This window comes from Nocardia miyunensis NBRC 108239 (assembly GCF_001613065.1).
Taxonomy (GTDB): domain Bacteria; phylum Actinomycetota; class Actinomycetes; order Mycobacteriales; family Mycobacteriaceae; genus Nocardia; species Nocardia miyunensis.
Genome location: NZ_BDBQ01000145.1, coordinates 1 through 18179 on the forward strand (window position 1 = coordinate 1; position 18179 = coordinate 18179).

General features: G+C 66.2%; 17 protein-coding genes and 2 pseudogenes. 5 read left to right on the top strand and 14 right to left on the bottom strand.

Annotation, left to right across the window (positions count from 1 at the left end; translation table 11 throughout):
* The first annotated feature begins 717 nt into the window (after window positions 1-717).
* Window positions 718-867: a hypothetical protein gene (locus NM2_RS49945; RefSeq protein WP_157121958.1), complete on the top strand. Its 150-nt coding sequence runs from the start codon at window positions 718-720 to the stop codon at window positions 865-867.
* Window positions 867-1037: a hypothetical protein gene (locus tag NM2_RS49950; protein WP_157121961.1), complete on the top strand. Its 171-nt coding sequence runs from the start codon at window positions 867-869 to the stop codon at window positions 1035-1037. The genes NM2_RS49945 and NM2_RS49950 overlap by 1 nt, the downstream gene beginning before the upstream one ends.
* Before the next feature lie 106 nt (window positions 1038-1143).
* Here the strand turns inward: NM2_RS49950 and NM2_RS45240 are convergent, their stop codons facing one another.
* Together NM2_RS45240 and NM2_RS45245 are read right to left on the bottom strand one after the other, a co-directional pair.
* Complete coding sequence (locus tag NM2_RS45240) at window positions 1144-1350, bottom strand: hypothetical protein (RefSeq protein WP_067683459.1); 207 nt, start codon at window positions 1348-1350, stop codon at window positions 1144-1146.
* 179 nt (window positions 1351-1529) lie between these two features.
* Window positions 1530-2216 carry a PAS and ANTAR domain-containing protein gene (locus NM2_RS45245; RefSeq protein ID WP_084532321.1) on the bottom strand — a complete coding sequence of 229 codons (687 nt, stop codon included), beginning with the start codon at window positions 2214-2216 and terminating at the stop codon, window positions 1530-1532.
* Window positions 2217-2989: 773 nt separating this feature from the next.
* On the opposite strand from NM2_RS45245, the pseudogene NM2_RS45250 reads away from it, so the two are divergent.
* A pseudogene (locus tag NM2_RS45250) lies at window positions 2990-3834 on the top strand (enoyl-CoA hydratase/isomerase family protein).
* A gap of 21 nt (window positions 3835-3855) precedes the next feature.
* Here the strand turns inward: NM2_RS45250 and NM2_RS45255 are convergent.
* The 3 genes from NM2_RS45255 to NM2_RS45265 form a co-directional block, all read right to left on the bottom strand.
* Entirely contained in the window at window positions 3856-4545 is a 690-nt protein-coding gene (locus NM2_RS45255) for an AMP-binding protein (RefSeq protein ID WP_169816364.1), read from the bottom strand.
* Between the two features lie 235 nt (window positions 4546-4780).
* Window positions 4781-5872 (bottom strand): acyl-CoA dehydrogenase family protein, encoded by a 1092-nt coding sequence (locus NM2_RS45260; RefSeq protein ID WP_067683479.1) that lies wholly within the window; start codon window positions 5870-5872, stop codon window positions 4781-4783.
* Window positions 5873-5910: 38 nt separating this feature from the next.
* On the bottom strand, window positions 5911-7140 hold the full coding sequence (locus NM2_RS45265; RefSeq protein ID WP_067683462.1) for an acyl-CoA dehydrogenase family protein: 1230 nt from the start codon (window positions 7138-7140) through the stop codon (window positions 5911-5913).
* A gap of 101 nt (window positions 7141-7241) precedes the next feature.
* Here NM2_RS45265 and NM2_RS45270 point away from each other — a divergent pair, with 101 nt between their 5' ends.
* Together NM2_RS45270 and NM2_RS45275 are read left to right on the top strand one after the other, a co-directional pair.
* Window positions 7242-8141, top strand: coding sequence for an SMP-30/gluconolactonase/LRE family protein (locus NM2_RS45270; protein ID WP_067683464.1), 900 nt, complete (start codon window positions 7242-7244; stop codon window positions 8139-8141).
* A gap of 146 nt (window positions 8142-8287) precedes the next feature.
* Window positions 8288-9415, top strand: coding sequence for a CaiB/BaiF CoA transferase family protein (locus NM2_RS45275; protein ID WP_067683465.1), 1128 nt, complete (start codon window positions 8288-8290; stop codon window positions 9413-9415).
* 84 nt (window positions 9416-9499) lie between these two features.
* Here the strand turns inward: NM2_RS45275 and NM2_RS45280 are convergent, their stop codons facing one another.
* The 9 genes and pseudogenes from NM2_RS45280 to NM2_RS45315 all read right to left on the bottom strand — a co-directional run.
* Window positions 9500-10075, bottom strand: coding sequence for a TetR/AcrR family transcriptional regulator (locus tag NM2_RS45280; protein WP_067683466.1), 576 nt, complete (start codon window positions 10073-10075; stop codon window positions 9500-9502).
* A gap of 52 nt (window positions 10076-10127) precedes the next feature.
* A complete protein-coding gene (locus NM2_RS45285; protein WP_067683467.1) occupies window positions 10128-11159 on the bottom strand; it encodes an LLM class F420-dependent oxidoreductase in 1032 nt (343 codons plus the stop codon).
* Window positions 11160-11228: 69 nt separating this feature from the next.
* A complete protein-coding gene (locus NM2_RS45290) occupies window positions 11229-11960 on the bottom strand; it encodes an ABC transporter ATP-binding protein (RefSeq protein WP_067683469.1) in 732 nt (243 codons plus the stop codon).
* A pseudogene (locus NM2_RS45295) lies at window positions 11960-14695 on the bottom strand (ABC transporter permease subunit). Before NM2_RS45295 ends, NM2_RS45290 begins: the two are co-directional and overlap by 1 nt.
* A 40-nt stretch (window positions 14696-14735) precedes the next feature.
* Window positions 14736-15818: an ABC transporter substrate-binding protein gene (locus NM2_RS45300; protein ID WP_169816365.1), complete on the bottom strand. Its 1083-nt coding sequence runs from the start codon at window positions 15816-15818 to the stop codon at window positions 14736-14738.
* A 1090-nt stretch (window positions 15819-16908) separates the two neighbouring features.
* Entirely contained in the window at window positions 16909-17064 is a 156-nt protein-coding gene (locus NM2_RS49955) for a hypothetical protein (protein WP_157121964.1), read from the bottom strand.
* 6 nt (window positions 17065-17070) lie between these two features.
* On the bottom strand, window positions 17071-17307 hold the full coding sequence (locus NM2_RS49960; protein ID WP_157121967.1) for a hypothetical protein: 237 nt from the start codon (window positions 17305-17307) through the stop codon (window positions 17071-17073).
* Window positions 17276-17506 (bottom strand): hypothetical protein, encoded by a 231-nt coding sequence (locus tag NM2_RS45310; protein ID WP_169816366.1) that lies wholly within the window; start codon window positions 17504-17506, stop codon window positions 17276-17278. Before NM2_RS45310 ends, NM2_RS49960 begins: the two co-directional genes overlap by 32 nt.
* A gap of 358 nt (window positions 17507-17864) precedes the next feature.
* The coding region (locus tag NM2_RS45315) for a hypothetical protein (RefSeq protein WP_218026124.1) at window positions 17865-18179 on the bottom strand (315 nt) is incomplete at its 5' end.

An 18179-nucleotide genomic window follows, 5' to 3' on the forward strand; every position in this document is an offset into this window, starting at 1 on the left:
AAAATGTTCTCCCACACAACTGTTCTCGCGACCACGGGGCGGCGTCCGGCCCGATCACCCATCCCGGCACGGTCCACCCGGACCTGTGGCTGTCCGGCACGTGCACGGCCACTATCGGTGGCATCAACCCCGGGCACGGATCACCGCCCTCCCCCGCGCGAACAGCCCCGAAGAGGACGTTCGAATCCGTTCCGTCCACGGGTGGGCCCGGTCAGCTTCGGGTCTTCCGGGCTCACCCGGCCCCTTCTACCCACCTGGACCACCCCACTGGACTGCGATGACGACTACGACCACGACACCACCGACTGACCCCACCCCCGCCGCCCGTCACACCGTCCCCCGCGCGGCCACGCACCGGATAACCACCGCCGCAACCGATCCCGGCGGCATCCGGGGCACGCAGCGGCACCGCCCCCGCCGCCCGCGCCCCTGGTGGGCCACGATCATGCCACCGGCCATGCCCACCGACCCGGCCACACCGAGGTCCCCCGACCCCCGTCACCCTCGCGCCCGCAATCCCTACCCACACCACCTCCGACCGGTCAGCAGCGCCACCCGCTGCTGACCAGGCACGCGCACATCGGCGCGCGACCCCGGATCCGATACCGACAGCCCGTTGCCGACCCGAGCACCGCCTGCCGCGATCATCAGAGCACCAGCCCGAAGGCCACCATGACATCACCAGCACAGACCAGTTCAGCCAGGCACACCAACGGCATGAACCACACGCGCACGCGCGCAACAGATTCCGACGTTCCCGAAAAATCCCCGGTGGTGCACTGGCCCGACCCCAGCCCGCTGGCCCACTGGTGGACCGAGATCATGGACGGCGCCCTCACCCCGGCCGTCGCATCCCCGGCGAGGTGATGAGATCCGTGCTCACCCTGCTCGCACTGCTGGTGACCGTTCCCTCCCTCGCCGCACTCGTCGGCTGGACGTGCGTGGCCGCAACCTGCTGGCACGAAATCCGCTACCACTACCGGCAACCACCACCCCACCAACCCGCAACCCGCACCCGGACACCGGCACTTCGGTGACCAACTCTCCACGCGGGCCGGGAATTGAAAACGGGCCCGCCGAGGACGGCGGATCCGCCGCATCACCGCCGATACTCGTGTGCCACGCGGTCCGGCTACCTGCGGCTCAGGGCCTCAGATCCCCTGTGCGCCAGTACTCGCCCAAAGCCGTGTAGGTAACGGGGTCGACCATCGATTCGTGCCGTAGTTCGAATCGCACTCCCCGGACCTCGATGACCGTGCCGTGGTGGCCATGTCCGAACAGCACGTCGCCCGGCCGCAGGACCGTGGTCCAGACCCCACCACCATCGCCCGCTACGCCCCACTCGTCCAATCCTGGACCCCTGCCGCTGCGGACTCCTTCCTGGCTATCGACCCCCGACTGGTGACGGCATCCGCTACACCAACACCACCAGCTGACAAACGTCACCCGATACCGGATCAGCCGAGTCCGAGCGGCCTCCTACATGAGCGCGAGTTCGCGCTGACCAGCTTCGACCGCCTGGCGAGGAGTCACTCGACCGGTTCGGGCTCGGGCCTGGTGTGCGCGGTCAGCAGCAGGTGGTCCATGCGAGTGCGGAGCCGCACTTCGTCGCCGGAGATCTCGGGCAATCCGTCGATCAACCGTTGCGCGAGAGTGCGAAGTTTGGTGTTGGATTCCTGGGACCGCCAGCGCAACACCGCGAACGCTTGTTCGGCACTGACGTTGTAGGCGAGCATGAGCGCGCCTTTGGCTTGCTCGATCACAGCCCTGGCCTCGACCAGATCCGGCAAAACATCCTCGAGTGCCTCGCTTCGGTAGGCGGCCGCGGCGGCGGACAGGTCGATGTAGTAGCCCTGCGTCCCGGTCACCGTGCCGTGGGCATCGGCCATCGGCTCGGACACCACGAGCACCTCATGAGTTTGTCCGGCGGTGTCGATGATCCGATGACGGCTGGAGAACGCGCCACCGTCCTCGATCGACACGATCAAAGCTTCCAGCCGGTCACGATCCTCGGGATGCTTGTGTGACAACAGCAACTCGGTCGTCGGTTCGGTGTCCGGCGAGCGACCGTGTATCCGCGCGACCTCGGCCGACCACTCCCACCGCCGCTCCCGGAACCAATACCGGAACCGGCCCACCGCCATCGGATCCCCCACCCCCACCACATGCTCGACGAGATCCTTCTCCTCCTGCGACGACTCCGCACGGTCAGCCATGCGCACATTATCGTCGCGCAGAACCCAGGCGTCACCGCAAGCAGCAGCATCCCACGAGCCGCATCGCCCGATCACGCAACCGGGCCGGAGTACTAGGCGCCCGCTGTCCGAGTAGTAGCACCACAGCACACGGGGCTGATATGTGGCGATCTGGGATAGTCCCCGTATTCGCCGCTTGTAAAGTCCCTCGTCTTGATCGACACCCTGATCGCCATCGAACCTGGTTTCGTCCCTCGTCGGCACGAACTCGTGCTGGTCGTCATCAGCTGCCATGGTCTGGGGTGATCGATGAGCGAGGCTGGGCGCAAACGCCGCCCGGCCTCGCGGTGAGCTGTGATCGACCGGTGGCCGGTCGGCTCGCTGCTCAGTGGCCGCCGTGGCTGTGCTGGCCGCCCTTGGACTTGGCCTCGGCCGACTGCGCCTGGGCGCCCTTGCGTCATGCGTCCTGGGGGTCGGCGGCGTTGCGTTCACCGAAGCTGCCGGTGCTCGCCTGGCCGCCGCGGCTGGCCTGTGCTGCCCACCGGCTGGTTCGGTGCACGGCTCGCGCAGGTCACCGAAGGGGACACTGTCCTGGTTTTCGGCGACAGCCTCGCGGAGGCCCGCCAATTCGTCGTATCGGCATCCCGGACCCTCTGGGCGCCGGAGACCCGGCCATAGCGATACCGATGAGTCCGATCGCGACTATGCACCATGATTCAACAGTGCCCACGGCCGAGTACTATAAAGCATTCCAGACAGTTGTACAGCGTAGTGTCCAAAGGAATGGTGGCCCGATGACGTCTTCCGCGCTCACACTCGAACATCTCGACAACGACGCCATCGTCGTCCTGACGATCGACCGGCCGCGACGCGGCAACGCGCTGGATTCCCAGACGCTGGCAGCCCTGCACCGCGTCCTCGACTCGATCAACGGCAATCCCACCGTCCGTGCCGTCGTGATAACCGGCGCCGGCGCGATCTTCTGCGCCGGCGCCGACATCAAGGCTGTACCAGAGGACTTCACCGATATCGACGCAACTCCTTACACCGCACTCCAATCCCGTGCAACCTCACCCGTCACCGTCACGTTGGCCGCTCAGGAGCTGATGACCTCGGCGTTCGAGAAGATCCACCGGCTGCGCCAGCCCGTCATCGCCGCGGTGAACGGGGCCGCCGTCGGCGGCGGCTTCGCGCTGGCCCTGGCCTGTGATATCCGCTATGCGGCCCCACCGCGAGCTTCGGCGCCGTCTTCATCCGCCACGGCGTCTCCGCCTGCGACATGGGCACCAGCTACCACCTCCCCCGCCTCGTCGGCGCCTCCCGCGCCGCCGAACTCATGCTGACCGGCCGCGTCTTCGACTCCTCCGAGGCCACCGCCATAGGCCTGGTTCTGGAGGTCGTCGACCAGGAGTCGCTGCTCGATCGCGCGATCGCCAAAGCCCGCGAAATCGCCTGCCACACACCACTTGCCGTCTGGATGACCAAAGAGACCATGTGGCAGAACGTCGACGCACCCAGCCTCCGGCAGGCGCTCGATCTGGAAAACCGCACCCAGGTGATGTGCACGGCGACCGGCGATCTCACCGGCTCGTTCGCCGCGTTCCGCGACGAGGCCGAAACGGTCTCGAAATCCCACTGACCACGGCCCGGGCCGGGCAAATCAGCTCGCCACGAAGCTGTCCCGCAGTGCGATCCTGTGGATCTTTTCACTTGCGTTGCGGCGCCAGGGTTTTTCCGACATTACGAGATACTTGGGAACCTCGAGTCCTGGTAGTTGCCGATGCAGGTGGCCTCGAAGCGCTTCCTCGGTGAGGACGGCACCGCACCGAGGATGGCATACTTCGCCGTCCTCGCCACGTGGCAGCGCAGCATCGGCCGGATCCGCGGCACGCATCTCGATGATGGGCGATGGAATGCCGCTGGCAAGAGGTTTGAGATCGAAGACCGGGCCACGCATCGTGGCGCCCACCGACACGGTTTCGGTCAGGCCGTACCCGGACGACCGTGTGACAATGCCGAGTTTGTCGCGCAACAGGTCGGGCAGATCCGCCGGCGTCGCCGCGCCGGACGCCGAGACCCGGGTAATGGACGACAGGTCGTGGTCGCCGAGTTCGGGGTGGATCAGCAAATCTTTGAGGATCGCCGGGACCGTCGACAGCATGGTGATCTTCTCGCTGACGATGACCTCCATGGCGATCGCGGCGTCCCACTTGCGGAGCAGGGCTACCTTCTGGGCGATCAGGCACGGCAGCAGGAAGCCGCTGAGCAATCCCGTTGCGTGGAACAGCGGTACGGTAACCAGCGCGCCCTCGCCGGTGACTCCACCGCGCAGTTCGACCGGTCCGCCCAACTCGATCGCCAGGAAACCGGTGAACAGTCCACCGCTGATCTTCGAAGACAACGAAATCCTTGCCGCCGTGCCACCGCCCTGCCGCCACCACTTCCGGCAATGTCTGGACGGCATGGGCGAAGACGCGGCAAGTGGTGTCACCGACAGTTGCGTTCGGACGGTCAATCTTCCACACACTTGAGCAGACACTTGTCTAGTGTCGTTCAACCACGCTGCCCAGGGCCTCCGTGCTCGGCTACGCGCTGCGAAGCCGGTCCATCAGCAGGGCGCGCGCTCCAAGCGGGGAGCCCAGTAGCACCCCGGAACCGCGCGCCCGCTTGAGGTAGAGATGGGCGGGGTGTTCCCAGGTGAAGCCGATGCCGCCGTGGATCTGGATATTCGCCTCGGCCACAGCCAGATACGACTCCGTGCAGTACGAGTACGCCGCCAGGATGCGCGGATCGAGCTCGGTCTCGGGCCGCGTGGCCAGTTCGATCGCCACCTCGGCGAGCGAACGTGCGCCCTGCACCTTGACGTACATGTCCGTGCAGCGGTGTTTGATCGCCTGAAACGAGCCGATCGCCCGGCCGAATTGCTTGCGCGTCTTGGCATAGTCGACCGCCATGCCGAGCACCACGTCCGAACCGCCCACCTGTTCCGCGGCCAATAGTGCGCGCGCCTGCGCATCCGCCGCCCGGACGAAGCTCGCCGCATGCTCCGCACCGACCAGGATCTCGGCCCGAGCACCCGAGAACGCGAGATCGCCGTGCGTGCGTGTCTGATCGAGCACGGGCAGCACAGTCATCTCTGCATGATCTCCGCTCAGCTCGACAGCGACGACGACCAAGCCCTCGTCGCCGCGCACGGCGAGGACGGCGATGTCGGCGATCGGCGCATCGACGACCGCAGCAACGTCGCCCGTCACCGTCCAACCTCCGGCCCCCGGAACGAGCCTGAGACCGTTCACCGAGCGCTCGTCGAGGCACGTCGCCGCGATCACCGCACCGCTGCCGATCCCGTCGAGCAACTCGCTCCCCCGGGCCGGATCCGGGTGGTGGAGGCAGGCTTGGGCCGCCGCGGCCGCGCCCCCTAGGAAGGGGCCGGGAAACACCACCCGCCCGAGTTCCTCGGCAACGACGCCCAGTGCGGGCAGGGCGGCACGATCGCCGAGCACACTGAGCACGCCGAGTTCGGTTTCCAGCGTCGTCCAGATCGAGCGATCGAAGACGCCCGCAGCCATCGCCGTGCGCACCGAATCCTGCGTCGCGGCACCAACGAGGAAGCTACGCACTGCTTCTCGCAGGCTGCGCAGGTCGGCCAGGGTAAGGGTATCGGTGCTGGTTCCCAACTGAATCTCCTCGGACTGGTGCGACGAGGGCACGGCCGTCACCGCGGGATCTCGTTCCAGGGCACGTTCTTGTCGACCCGGAGGTCGGGCGGCAGTCCCAGCACGCGCTCCCCCACGATATTGCGATTGATTTCCGAAGTGCCGCCCTCGATCGTGAATCCGCGACTGCGCAGATAACGCTTCGCCGGGGACCCGCCATAGTCGGCGGGACTACTGCGGGTCAGGGGGTAACCTTCCGGCATTCCGACGCACCAGCGACTGGTCAGCTCGAGTTCGAGGGCGGCGATACGCTGCTGGATCTCCGTACCCCAGAGCTTGCCGATCGAGCCCTCCGGACCCGGTTCGCCGGCCGCCGCGGCTCGGGCGACGCGCTCCATCGTCGATACGAACGCCTCCGACTCGATCCACAGCCGCGCGACCTGATCCTGGTAGACGGCGAATTCGACGGGGCTGCAAGAGTTTTCCGCCGCGTCGAGCGCAGACAGCAGTGGTTCGGCCATACGCTGGGCGCCCGCTCCGCCCAGCGCGACCCGCTCGTTCATCAAGGTGGCTGTCGCGACGGCCCAGCCGTCACCCACGCCACCGAGCATGGCGTCGTCGGGGACGAATACGTCGGTCAGGAACACCTCGTTGAATTGCGAGTCCCCGCTGATCTGGAACAGTGGCCGAACCTCGACGCCCGGCGAGCTCATATCGAGCACGAAGTACGACAGACCACGGTGTTTGGGCAGGTTCGGGTCGGTGCGGACCAGCAGCAGCCCGAAGGAGGCCAAGTGCGCGAAGCTGGTCCAGACCTTCTGCCCGTTGACGATCCATCCGCCCGCGGTGCGAGTAGCGCGAGTGGCGACACCGGCGACATCGGAACCATTCGAGGGTTCGGAGAACAGCTGACACCAGATGTCTTCGCCGGTGAAGATTCGCTTCAGGTACCGGTCGCAGTGTTCGCCGGAGGCAAAGGCGAGCAGAGTCGGCGCAGCCATGCCGACACCGATCGGATTGCCGGCAATCGTAGGTGCGGGGATGCCGTAATCGGCCAAGACGACATCGACCTCCGCCTGCACGCCTCGCGGCAGACCGAGGCCACCCCGACCTTCGGGAAAGTACACCCAGGCCAATCCGGCATCGAATTGAGCGGCCCGCAAGCTCACGAGATCCCTCACGAGGTGCGCATTGGCGGCGCCGAAGGCATGCACGCGCGCGAGCAGTTCCGGCCGCTCGGCCAATGCCGATCGGGATCCGGAATCTGCTTCGGTCTTTCTTTCGGACATGTGTCTGGATACTATTTCGGACACTAGACTAAATCAAGGCCGGTCGTCGCGGCGCCGCCGTCACGTTTCGCCTGCTGCCGCAGAGCGATCAAAGGAGATCCATGACCGAGACCATCGAGGCCCGGGGCCTCGTCAGCGGATTCAGCTGGCCCGAATGTCCCCGCTGGCACAACGGTCACTGCTATTTCACCGACATGTTCAGCGGTCGCATACTCGAGCTCGATACCACCGGCAATCCCGGTACGTATGCCGACCTGACCGTCCGCGTCCCTCTGCGCGGACGGACCGTCGTCGCCGCCGGCACAGGATTCCTCCCGGACGGCCGTCTGCTGATCGTGTCGATGTTCGAGCAAACAGTGCTGAGCTTCGACGGCAGCGAACTACGCCTGCACGCCGACCTCAGCGAGCTGGCGACCGGGCCGGTCAACGATATGGTCGTCGACGCCCACGGCCGCGCATACATCACCCAACTCGGATCCGACATTTTCGTCGGCGAGCACCCGCGGGACTCACACGTCCTCGTGGTAGAACCGGACGGCTATGCCCATATCGCTCAGGAGAGCGGGCTGCTCGCCGGGGCCAACGGCATTGCCATCTCAGCCGACGGCCGGACGCTGATCACCGCCGAGACCTATGCCGACCGAATCATCGCCTACGACCTGGACACCGACGGAAAGCTCGGCGCCGGACGTATTTTCGCCGAAGGTGTCGGCTATCCCGACGGCATCTGCCTGGATGAGGAGGGCGCGGTGTGGGCATGTGCCGCCGCCCGAGTCGGTGCGGTCCGAGTGCTCGAGGGGGGCAAGATCACGCACGAGGTGCACCCGCCCTATGCGGAGGCCGGGCTCAGCGTCGCATGCTGCCTAGGCGGCCCGGACCGGCGCACCCTCTACATCGCATGTGGCTTCGAGGTCAACGACTTCGACAAGTCCGTGCGAGAAGCAAAGGGCTCCATCTGGATCGCACCGGCACCCGTCGCAGGTGGCGCCTGCCGCCCCTGACGCCTCGGTAACCCCGGGGCGGGGGCGTGCCCCCTTCGATTCGGACTCGCCCGCACCAACGGAAAGACCTCCACGAGAATGCATTCCACCAAATTCCATCCCGACCTGCGTGCGGCACGATTGCTTCCGCATCGCGAGGCCACGCGATGAGCACCGGTCCGCTGTCCGGTGTCCGTGTCGTCGAGCTGGCCGGGATCGGTCCCACGCCCCACGCCGCGATGCTGCTGGCCGACTGGGGCGCAGATGTGGTGCGTGTCGTACGACCTACACCCTCCGGCGGCCCGGCGGACCCCGACAACGATTCGCAGTTGCGCAACCGCACACTGGTCCCGGCCGATCTCAAGGACCCCGAATCGATACCGCCCCTCCTCGGCCTGATCGATCATGCCGACGTCCTCATCGAAGGATTCCGGCCCGGCGTCACCGAACGGCTCGGGCTCGGGCCCGAGCCCTGTCGCCGACGAAATCCGGCGCTCATCTATGCCCGCATGACCGGCTGGGGACAGAGCGGCCCTTGGGCCCGCACCGCCGGTCACGATCTGAACTATCTCGCGGTCAGCGGTGTGCTGTCCACCATCGGACCGGCCGGCGAACCGGCGATTCCGCTGAACCTTCTCGGCGACTACGGCGGTGGCTCCATGTTCCTGGTCGCCGGCATCCTCGCAGGCCTCTACGAACGGGATAGTTCGGGCACGGGACAGGTGGTCGACGCGGCCATACTCGACGGCCTGAGCCAACTCGCCCACCCGATCTGGTCGTTCCGGCAGATGGGAATGTGGACCGAACAGCGGAACACCAACATTCTCGATGGCGGCACTCCTTGGTATTCGATTTATCGCTGTGCCGACGACCGCCATGTCGCCGTGGCAGCTCTCGAGAACAAGTTCTATTCCGAACTTCTCGACGGACTGGGGCTCACGCCGGCCGATGTGCCCGACCGTGCCGAGAAGCAATCCTGGCCCGCCCTGCGTTCGATTCTGACGCAACGGTTTGCGAGCCGAACCCGCGATGAGTGGGCCGCCCGGTTCGCCGATACCGATGCCTGCGTGACACCCGTACTCACGATGTCGGAAGCGCTCGAGCATCCACAAATCGTGCAGCGCGGTGTGTTCGATTGTGTCGACGGATCCACACAACCCGTGCCCGCACCTCGTTTCGAACGCTCGACACCGGCCGCTCCCCAGCCACCGGGCACTCGAATCACCGACCTGACAACACAACTCGCTACCTGGTCCCAGCAATCCGATCGCCCCCGGAACCGGCGAAGCTCTTGACCCATTGGGTTTCGCCGATCATGTGCTGATGCCCGGTTCGGCGGCCACCACCGCTGGGATCGCGCTCACCGGATGATCGAGCCCTCAGGCGAGCAGCCGCCGCACCGACGCCTCCAGCACTTCGGCAACCTGCGGATATGACATGTGTCCCATCCCAGCCTGCAGCAGGGCACCGGAATACAGCAATTCAAGCATCTCGATGCTTTCCGAATTCTCCGCGCCGAGTGCGTCGCTGAGCCGCCGGCGAATCTCGGCGGCGATGCGCACGCGCAGGTGCCGCACATCGGGATCGTCGCCCAGCAGTGCATTGCCCACCGCCCCCGCCAGCGCGGGCTCGTCGGCGAGCAGCATCGAGATCTGTCGCAGCACCGCAACAACGCGGACGGTGCGATCCGGATCCTCCATATCGGGCGGCGACTGGGCGATCAGACGCCGCCAGTACACCTCCGAGAACAGATGTTCCTTGGAGGAGAAAAAGGTGTAGCCAGTGGCGGTACCGACCCCCGCCGCTCCGGCGACCAACCGTATCGTCGTCCCCGAATACCCTTGCCGGGAAAGGACTTCGACGGCTGCCGCGGTCAGGCGATCGACGGTATCGGCCTGCTTTACGGTCAGACGGCGCCGGGTGGATTCCATTCCGCTAGACACGAGTTCCGACATGTGTCTAGACATTACTACCTCCCCACTGGGCTGACGCAATGGGATGGAAATTTCAAACGAGTGCGGCGAGGTCCCGGATCTGCTCGACCGATTGTGGCCCGACCACCATCATGGTGACGCCAGCCTGCTCCCACGCCGCCACCTGCTTCTGGACGTAGCCGAGATCGCCCACGATGGCGGCATCGTCGACAAGTTCGTCTGGAATGACCTCAGCTGCGCGGTCCTTGTCACCGCTACGGAACAGTCTGGTGACGTCATCGATTTCCTGCGCGTATCCCATCCGCCGGAACACACCAGCATGGAAGTTGGTAACCTCCGAGCCCATCCCTCCCAGATACAGGGCCAGATACGGCTTCATCAACGCCAGTGTGCCCGGACGATCGTCGGTCACGACAACCTGTGCGGTGGCGCAGATTTCGAAATCAGCGCGGCTGCGACGCGCGCCCGGCCGGGCGAACCCCTCATCGAGCCACTCGTTGTACATCCCCGCCAGCCGCGGAGAGTAGAAGATCGGCAGCCATCCGTCACAGATCTCGGCGGCCAGCGCCACATTCTTCGGGCCTTCGGCGCCGAGCATGATCGGGATGTCGGCCCGCAACGGATGGACGATCGGTTTGAGCGGTTTGCCCAGGCCTGTGGTGTTCTCGCCCGACAACGGAAGTGGGTAGTGCGGTCCAGGGTTGACGACCGGCCCCTCACGCGCCCACACCTGCCGCACGATGTCGATGTATTCCCGCGTCCGGGCCAACGGCTTGGGGAATTGTTGTCCGTACCAGCCCTCGACCACCTGTGGTCCCGATACCCCGAGTCCCAGCAAGTGCCTGCCGCCGGAAAGATGATCGAGCGTCAGTGCGGCCATGGCACACGCGGTCGGTGTCCGGGCGGACAGCTGAATCACCGACGTACCCAGCCGGATCCGATTGGTCTCCCGTCCCCACCACGCCAGCGGCGTATAGGCATCCGACCCCCACGCCTCTGCGGTGAAAACGGCTTCGAAACCAGCGTCCTCCGCCGCGGCGACGAGCTCCGCGTGGTTGGCCGGGGGCAGCGCGCCCCAATATCCGAGCTGCAGACCGAATTTCATTCTTGCTCTCTTCGCATTTGCCACTGGATCGGAAGAAGAACTCATCGGCATCGGCGCAAGTTCAGCGGACTAGTCACTCGCACGTCCCGATAGGCCGAGGTAGGCCGCCTCGATGGCGTCAGTACGGTGTAGCAGGTCGGCGGTGTCCCCGCTGAGAATCACCCGCCCCTTCACGAGGACGGCAGCTCGATCGGCGAACTCGAGCGCCAGGGCGACGTGCTGCTCAACGAGCAACACCGCGATATTCTCTTCGGCCGCAGCCTTTCTGATCACGCCTAGGATCGACTCCACCACCATGGGTGCCAGCCCCATGGACAATTCGTCGATGAGCAGTGCCTGCGGTGTCAGGGCCAAGGCGCGTCCGAGCGCGAGCATCTGCTGCTCGCCTCCCGAGAGTTGCCCGGCGGCGACCTTCATCCGGTTCGCCAGTGCCGGAAAGTATTCCAAAATCCGCTGTACTTCGGCATCATTGCCGGTTACCAGCCGAAGATGCTGCGCCACCGTCAGCCCGCCGAACAACGCCCGGTCGTCGGGAACCAGAACCAGCCCGCGCCGTGCGGCCACGCGGGCATTGCCGCCCGCGACAGCTCTGCCGGAGAGTTCGACCGTGCCCGCAAGCCTGGGCAGCAATCCCGCCAGGGTCGAGAGCAAGGTCGTCTTGCCTGCTCCATTGGGACCCAGCAGTGCCACCATCTCTCCGGCGGCCACCGTCAGATCGATGTCACGCACACAGGGCGAGCCCTTCTGATATCCGGCCGAAACCCCCACGCACACTATGCCTTCAGATGCACGCATGGTCATTACATACCTCCGGTCACGGCATGCGGTGTACCCAAATACGCTCGCACGACGGCGGGGTCGTCACGAATCTCCTGTGGGGTGCCTTCCGCGATCACGGTGCCGAGATCCAGCACGATGATTCGATCGCAGACGTCGAGCACCAGTTCCATATCGTGGTCGACCAGCAGGATCGCCACACCGGCATCGCGCACGGACCGCAAACGCTCACCGAGCCAACGGCTTTCGCTGGTGTCCAGGCCCGCAGCGGGTTCGTCGAGCAGGGCGATGGCCGGAGCGCCCGCGAGCGCCCGCGCCACCGACACCAGTTGCCGTTGGCCCTGGGAGAGCGTCGCGACCGCTCGATCGGCCACCGGCGCCAGTTCCAGCAGCCCCAGCACGGACGTCAACACCGCGGTCTCCGATCGCCGGGCGGCCGGGAACCGGGACGCGGCACTCGAGCCGACCTCCACGTTCTCCCGGACGGTGAGGTCGTCATAGAGCTCCAATCCCTGGAACGACCGGCCAAGCCCGAGCCGACTTCGGTGGTGAGGTCGCAACGATTGCACGGGGATGTCACCCAGCCGTACAGTGCCTTCGGCGTCCGCGAAGCCTGTGATGGCGTCGATCAAGGTGGTCTTACCAGCCCCGTTGGGACCGATGAGGCCGACGATCTCGCCACGGCGTACTTGCAGGGTTACATCGTTCACAGCGACTATGCCGCCATAACGGACTCGCAGGCCGATCGTGGAGAACAATGGATCCCCGTTCACCCGCCGCGCCGGCACCTTGGGCTCTGACGTCCACGCCGGTCCAGTCGCGCGGCGTTCGCCCGGCCGTATCCGTGACAGCAGCCGATGCAGCCGTCCGGTGATGCCCTCGGGATAACCGACCACGATGAGCACCAACAGGATTCCGCTGATTACCGGGTAGTAGTCACCGCCGTGGAGATACTTCGCCGACAGTGTGAACACGATGCCGCCCGCGCCCAGCACTCCGGCCAGGATTCCCCCCGACACCGAGGTGATTCCCGCGAGGTACACCACGGCGAACATTCCGATCCCGGCCAGTACGGCATAGGACGGCGCGGTCGCTAGGGTTTCCTGGTAGGCCATCAACGCCCCGCCGAGTCCGGCAATGAAGGCTCAGATCGTGAATGCGGCCAACTTGGTTCGCGCCACGTCGATGCCCGCCGCCGCGGCCGAGCGTTCGTTGGCGCGCACCGCGAGCATCGCCGCGCCCAGGCGACTGCGGCGCAGTAGCGCTACCCCGGCGCCGACTCCGACCAGCACGACCAGACAGAGAATCCCGAACGGGATGCGCGGATAGCCTTGTCCCGCGCCGATTCCGAGGTCGAGGCCCCACAGCGCCGGCTTCGCGACGTGCGCGCCGGTGAGCCCGCCGTTGAACGTCTTGTTCTGGAACCAGAACGCGTCGAGAAACACTGCGAGAGTCAGCGTGGCAACGGTGAGCGGGAGCCCTCGGACCCGTAGTGCCGGGAGCCCGAACACCAAGCCGACGGCAGCGGCCGCCACGGCCGCCAGCAATGGCGCCCACGGGAATGGAATGTGCAGGTTCGTGCCCAGCCTGCTGAGCGTGAACGCGGCGACACCGGCGAAGGTGAGCTGGGCCAGCGAGACCTGCCCGGCAAACCCGGTCACCACGACCTGTGACAGCGCGATGACCGCCAGTATGAACGTCACGATCAGCGCGGCGCGGGTGGTACCGGAGGTCGATAGCAGGGCTACCACACCGACTCCGGTCGCAAGCAAGGTCGTCGCGGTGATCCGGGTAGGCCGCGGCGAACGCCCCAGGGAGCGCTGAACCGCCGCTCCGCGGGTTGGCAGCGGTTTACCGCGCGCCACCAGGAACGCCAGGATGAGAATCAGCGGAATCGCTTCTGCCACACCGGCTTGCGGGAACCAGCCGACGGACGCCTGCAGGTAGGTACCCTCCGACTGCAACGCGCCGATCGCCAGTCCACCGGCCACCGCCAGCGGCATCGACGCAAAGTTGCCGATGAATGCCGCGGCCAGCGCCGGGACGATGAACAGCGTGTAGGACAGCGGGACCAAGGGGACGATGGGAGCGATGAGGATCCCGCTCGCCCCAGCCACCATCGTGCCCAGCGCCCAGTTCCCGATCGCGATCGCGTCCGGCGACAGCCCGCTCAGCACGGCGCCCTTCTCCGACTCCGCGGCCGCCCGCGTGGCCAGGCCGAAACGGGTGAACCGGTACAGCGCCGCCAGCCCGATGGCTATCGCGATGACGATCCCGGCCAGGATCAGTCGATCGGCAGGCACGCGCGCGTCACCGATGGCCAACGGCTGCAACCGAAAACTCGGCGCCACCACCACGGGATTCGTACCTACCCGCAGTGCGAGCACCCCTTGCACCACCAGCATCACACCGATCGATGCGACCGCCTTGGCCACGGTCGCCGCGGCGCGCAAGGGCCGGAATACGGCTGCATACAACAACGCCCCGAGAACGGCGGCGATGACCATCGAGAGGCCGATCGCAGGCCAGACCCCGAGCGGATTTCCGAGCGACACCGTTCGCGGCAAGCCGGGAATGGGGACGAACAATTCACCGCGGCGAAAATACGCGAAAGTGTAAGCGACATAGAGCGCGATCGCACCGGTTCCGAAATTGACCACTCCGGAGCTACGGAACGTCATCACCAGCGCCAGCCCCAGTGCCGCGTAAACAGCTCCGTTGCCCAGACCCAGCGCCAGGAATGCGATGTGATGATCCACGGCGGTTGCCCACCAATCCTTTACAGCGAATCGGGCCGGTCTATTGAACGACCTCGGGGTCGGCCGGCTTGCCGTCCTTCACGGTGGTGATGATGGCGCCCTTCCCGCAGATCGCCTTCAGCATCGGAACTTGATGTCCGTCACAGGTGTAGGTGAGCCCGTGACCGATCGGCAGTTGCACGTGATTGGTCGCCCCGAGCGCCGCCGATACCGTCGCCGCCGTGAAATTGCCCTTCACACCCTCCACGCCGCGCACGAAACCCAGCAACGCCTGGTATCCGGAGTACGCGTAGCCGTAAATACTCGTCGACGGCGCGTACTTCGCCATGACCGAGCGGAACAACACGCTGTCCGGATCGCTCGACGTCACGTCGGCGTTGCCGACGATATGTACTCCCTCGACTGCGGCGTTGCCCACGGCCGACAGCACCTCTGGTCCCATGCACGTCTGGGGAGCCAGCTTGGCAGCGGTCGAGCCCAAGGTTTGCATCGCACGCAGGACGGAGGTGCACAGCGTGCCGTCACCGGTGATCAGTACCGCATCGGGGTGATCACCCAGCGCCGCGCTCACCTGCGGGGTGGCGTCCGGAGTGCCCATTGGTACGCCGACGACCTTCAATCCGATACCGGCCTGCTGGAATGCCGGACCGGCCATCATCTGCACACCCGACATCACCGAGCCAGCGTCCTCGACCAGCATGGCGACCTTCTTGTACTGATGTCCGGCCGCGTACGCGGCTGTCCCCCCGAAGGACCCGGGCAGGCCACTGGTGATGATGTGGCTGTTGTCGGCGGTCATCTCGCTGGCGCTCGTGCCCATCATGGTCACATACGGGATGCCCGCGCCGGTGATGGTCGGCACCAGCGCATCGCCCTGGGACGTGACCGGCGCCACCACCGCGACGATGCCGGCGCTTGCCATCTGGTTCGCACAATCGTGCGCCGAGGCCGGATCCTCTTTCTCCTTGCAGATCACCAGCTCCAGCTCATGGCCCGCGAGACCACCCAGGTTCTTGTTCACGTACTCGGCCGCGGCCTGTGCGGCTTCCCTGGCGTCCGGCAGTGAACCGAGCGCGCCGCCTTCCGGACTGATGAGGCCGATCTTCACCGGCGTGCCGGTCACATGGTTGTCCGGAAGCGCCGTTGTCGGGCCTGTCGAGCCGGGATTTTGCGAACTCGTACTACTCCCGCAACCGGCCAGAAGCAGCGTGGATGCCACTGCCACCAGCCCAAGACGCAGCGAAATCGGCGCTCGCCGCGATGTCTTGTTGCTTCTACTCATTCTTGCCCTACTCCGTTCGGGTGCGTCTTCGCCGTACGTCGGAGGCTGCGAACACACCTCCAGAACACTGACCGCACAGCTGTTAGTACTAGAGACTGGACAGCTGTCTGAAGGACAGTATCACTCTGTAAACGTGACGGCAATCACCCTTCGGTTTGTCGCCTGGGCGACTGTGTGGCGACATGACCTCATGGGCGAGCGTCTCGACGAGCTCGACATCGCGCTAACGGACGGGGTGCATATCAACCCGACTTCGGGCTCTCAGGACCGGAACGGCTACTGGTGGTTACCGGCCCCGACAACGGGGGCAAAACGACCTTCGCCGGCATGTTCGACCAGCTCGCCTACCTCGACACCGACTGCGCGGCACTGCGTTTCCCGACGGTGTTTCCCTGTCCGCGAGTCTGGGGCCCGGCAACGCAGGAGCCGACTACCGGCTACACAGCCCACCGCAGCGGGCCACGCACGGACGCTGGACCGGCAACAGAAATTCCGGTGCCGGTTTCCGGATCCCCGAGCACGACGACGATCTCCCTGCACCCTCGCCCGGCAGGATCACCACCCCGCCAGACTCGGAATATGCTGCAGGACAACAGCTCCCACGCGCCAGCACCACAACCGGCGATTGCTGTACTCGGCGGCGCCGGGCCCGATACCCACCGCACTCGTCCCGTCGATCGCATTGGGGGAAGAGTGGGCGATCAGCGTGGCCTCTGTCGCGGCGGCCAGATCGGCCCGGGGTGACGATCCCGGTGCCACGCCGCAGTTCGGATCGACACGAACCGCCGATCATCGCTGTGCGGGCCCGGCGGTGATCACCCGATACACCGACTGGCCGCCGGCCTGTCTCCCCCGCCGACGTGCTTCCGGCTGTCCGGGGGAGCCGGAAAATAGATCAGACGTCGATCTTCGGTCCGCATGAAGGCGGTCATCATCGAAGTGCCGGGGTGCAGGGGGCGGGCTGGTCGGGTGGTGGCTGCCGGTAGCGGGTGCGGATTTCGTACCAGTAGGTGGCGGCCACACACGCCCACGCGGCGAGTGCGGCGAGCGGGGGGACGGTTACCAGGAGTGCGAGCAGGGTGAGCATGGATCGTCATAGTTCGGCCGCGGGTGCGGCGACCGGCGTGAGGGCACCGTCCATGACTTCGGTCCACCAATTGTCCAAGGGGCTGGGGTCGGGCCAGCGTACTGACGGGATGTCGAGATCGGTTGCGGGCGTGGGCGTGTGGTGCACGATCGAGATGCGGTTCGCGTGCCGTGCGGTGTCGGCGGGGTGGATGCGCCCAGGGGTGGTGTGGTCAGTCGGCGCGGCTGTGGTCGTAGTCGTCATCGAGGTCCAGTGGGGTGATCCAGGCTTGGTCGATACGGTCGGTGAGGTCGGCGGGATCGATCGCGGCGCGCACCGCTTCGACTGGTGGCCGCAGCGCGGTGGTGTCCAGGCCGAACTCGCGGTCGTGGACGGGCACGTTCTGCCCGGCGCGGTCGAAGTCGCTGCCTACCGGGGTGATGGTGGTCCAGGTGCTGGTCACGGCGATCTCTCCCTCGAACGTCATCGTGGGTCGACTCGGGCGAAAGGGCCGGGTGAGCCCGGAAGCCTTCATGCTGACCGAGCCCACCCGTGGACGGGAAGAGTCTGAACATGAACTTCTGCGAAGTTCCCGCACGGGCGGCGACCCGTGCCCCACCTGCTGGCGCCCCACAGTGGCTGCGCCGGAGAAGGGGGTCCGGGCACGCCTTGACGAGCAGGCATCGAGCTCGGGCCGCCGACCCGGATTGTCGCGAGAGTACTTCTGTGCGAGAACGTTTCGTGTTGTCGTCGGTGTGGTCTACGGGCATCACCTCGCTCTCACTCGCTATCGGATGCGGAATCGAGACCGCCGTAACCCCCTAGGGGTGAGCCGCGCTGGCGGCCCGGCCCGGCCCGGGGTCCGGTCGGCGGTCGGGGCGCCGGGTGGGCGGCCTCCGGGGCCGCCGCGTGCCCGGCCCGGACCTGGGATCGCGATGCTCACGTGGCGGCGGGGACCGCCACCGGTCGTGGGCTTGGCGCAGGACCTCGTCGAGTTCGATGAACAACTCTTCGAGATCGGGGTCCGCTGCCAGCAGCCGGGCATCGAGCCACGACAGCTGGTCTGCGTCCGCGGTCGTCGCGTGACCGGGCCCGCACACCGTCACCGGCATCATCACAGGACCACCCGTGATACC